The sequence below is a fragment of the Chitinivibrionales bacterium genome (assembly GCA_014728215.1).
In the GTDB taxonomy this organism is placed as follows: Bacteria; Fibrobacterota; Chitinivibrionia; order Chitinivibrionales; family WJKA01; genus WJKA01.
The window spans coordinates 1-2,588 of record WJLZ01000208.1 but is presented as its reverse complement, the minus strand read 5'-3'; the positions used below and the strand labels follow the sequence as shown (position 1 = coordinate 2,588).

Annotated in this window: 1 protein-coding gene; it reads right to left on the bottom strand. The window is 39.5% G+C overall.

Features of this window, described 5'->3' with window-relative positions; all coding sequences use genetic code 11:
* Window positions 1-251: 251 nt before the first annotated feature.
* Window positions 252-1,874 carry a restriction endonuclease gene (locus tag GF401_19090; protein ID MBD3347165.1) on the bottom strand — a complete coding sequence of 541 codons (1,623 nt, stop codon included), beginning with the start codon at window positions 1,872-1,874 and terminating at the stop codon, window positions 252-254.
* Window positions 1,875-2,588 lie beyond the last annotated feature (714 nt).

Sequence of the window (2,588 nt, the reverse complement as noted above, 5' to 3'; positions counted from 1 at the left end):
GTACACTAACTTTATGGTTGTTATTCTTAAATAGAGATATCATAAGATGGATAAACCCCGGTTAATATCAAAATATAAACCTCGGTCGGACACCGATGCCATTCAATCGAACTTAAGAAATGTAGATTAATTTGTAGAAAACAACTTCAATAATAAAGTGTAAAAATTGGCTTTGGTAATTCCGGAGAAAGATGAAATTCAAAGAGCTGACTAGCTTATGCTGTCCGGTTCAATGTATGTTAGTCTTACTTTTATTTATCTTGCTGAAGGCGTTTTGCTTCAAAAATATCAATTTTTGCTTTATGCCCATGCCTTTCAAGTAAATGAAGCAAATTGCCCCCATTCAGAAGTGAAATTGGTTTCCCTTTCGCAAATCGATACGCATCAGGGCCATAATCTGATGTTGTGACCAAAATTCCTTTTGTTGCACCTTCATTGACCAATGTACCATATAAATCCCGTACAGCCGCCACTCCAACGGTGTTCGTATATCGCTTCGCCTGGATAACAATTTTTCCACCACGGATGGGATCCGGATCAAATGCAATGGCATCAACTCCTCCATCGCGACTTGCTTGGGTGACGTTCACTTCGCCACCCGACTGAACAAATTCCTGTTCAAATAATTCCCGAATCAAATGCTCAAAGTCTTCCCAATCCATCGCTGCTAAATTATATGTATCATCTAATCCCTCTGACACCCCATATGATGACACAAATCGTTTGTCATCTTTGTCAATCTGGATAATGGGTGCTACCGGTGATAGGCTATGAAGCTTGGCACTCGCCACACCTTTTAAGTTCTTAAAACACGCCTTGGGTTCCACTTTCGCAAGATTGATTTCCAAAAATTCATCCCGATTAGCTTGAAGAGACAAAATACAAGGTGAAATATCTTGTCCCGTTGCCTTGTCCACGGAATGGACAAAGCCATTGAATACAATAGATGTAATACCATTCACCACGTCTGCTTCGTAAAGTTCATGAATTGTGCGCAAAGCAACCTCATAAATTAAATTATCATATAACTTATTCAGTGCGGTTTGTGATAAGTGCTTTTCACTAAATTCATTGCGACTTTGGATATATTTTACCGCGGTAAGCGTTGGCATGTCATCAATATCGGGCAAGATATAATCCACAATAAGGATTTTATTTTCCGGGTTATAATCCAGTTCATAGTCTTGCGGAAAAAAGTCTGGATATTCTGAATTTGATAGTACCATATCACAATAATCAACAATCGCAGCTGGCTCAGAGGAAAAATACGACTGTTTTTGTTCTTCAACATGTTTGTTTTTTTCGGCTTGTTCATCATAAAAAGCCTTTTTTTCCGCTTTCCATTCATTCAATTCTTCTTCGTATTTCTCCTTTATAATAGCACATTCTTCTTCCCACTTAGCATGATCACGGTCAAATCTATTTATCGCAGCTTGAATTTTCTCCTCTTTCCGTGATTTAATCAATTTATCAAACAATGTGAGTTGAGGATCGTATTGGGAATGATTTTGATAGGGTTCAGTGGGATATATTGGATCATCAGGTTGAGGCTCTGAAAATTTGGTCGAATCTAATAAGCTATCCCATTCAATTATATCATTAATATCAAGCGTGTGCCGCAAAACATGGCTTAAATTTTCAATTAATGCTTCGGCTTCCTGAGTTTTTTGTTTTGCGAGTTGCTTTTTTTGTTCTTTTTCACGTGCTTCCTGTTCACGGGCTTCTTTTTTCCGGAGTTCTTCTTGCTTCTTTTGCCACATTTCATCCCATTTGGCCAATTGAACTTGCGCCTTCTGTTCCACTACGTATTTATCTGTACCTTTGATGATACGATACTTGTGTAACCCATCATGACTGATTTCTATTTGATACATGATGCACTCCTCTGTGATTATGGATTATGAAAAACCTGATAAACTAAAAAGTAAGTGTAACTCATTGTTATGCTAAATGCATAAACCTCTTTGTACAATCAAATTATTCACCGAAGAAAATACCTGTCTAAAATATGATAAATAATCATTCAGTCCGCAATTAATTATTTTCCCACTTAAGTAAAAAGACGAATTATCCTTATTTACCATTGAAATTATCTGTACATGCTGGCCCAAACTATCACTGCCAGCGCTCTCAGGCGTACGATTTGCGCAAGCCTTCTGAGTACCTGCGCTGTCTGTCTGAATATCTGCGCAGCCTTTTTGAGTACCTGCGCGGTGGTTCTGAGTACCTGGCTACCTGATCCCGGAACTGCCGACATGACAGGCAGTTTGCGGCATTCGAATGCAATTGCGTCCACACTGCCAGCAAGCGGAAGCCAATGAGAATCAACTGCTTGAGGTCCGCAGGGCCGAGTTTTGATTCTCATCTGGAGCGAGCTGCTGCAACAGAATAGGGAATCGGAAGTTTATCCCGATGGCAAAATTCCCACATCTGTGATGTGGTTGAATGTTGCCTATCGGGACCTTGATTTTTTGCCCCTTTTTTATCAAGAAAAAAGGGGAGTCAGGACGTAAGATCTGCCAGCCAGATGCACCATTTTATTTTCAATTAAGTCCTGCCTGCGATTGGAATGCAATAAAAACCAGAAT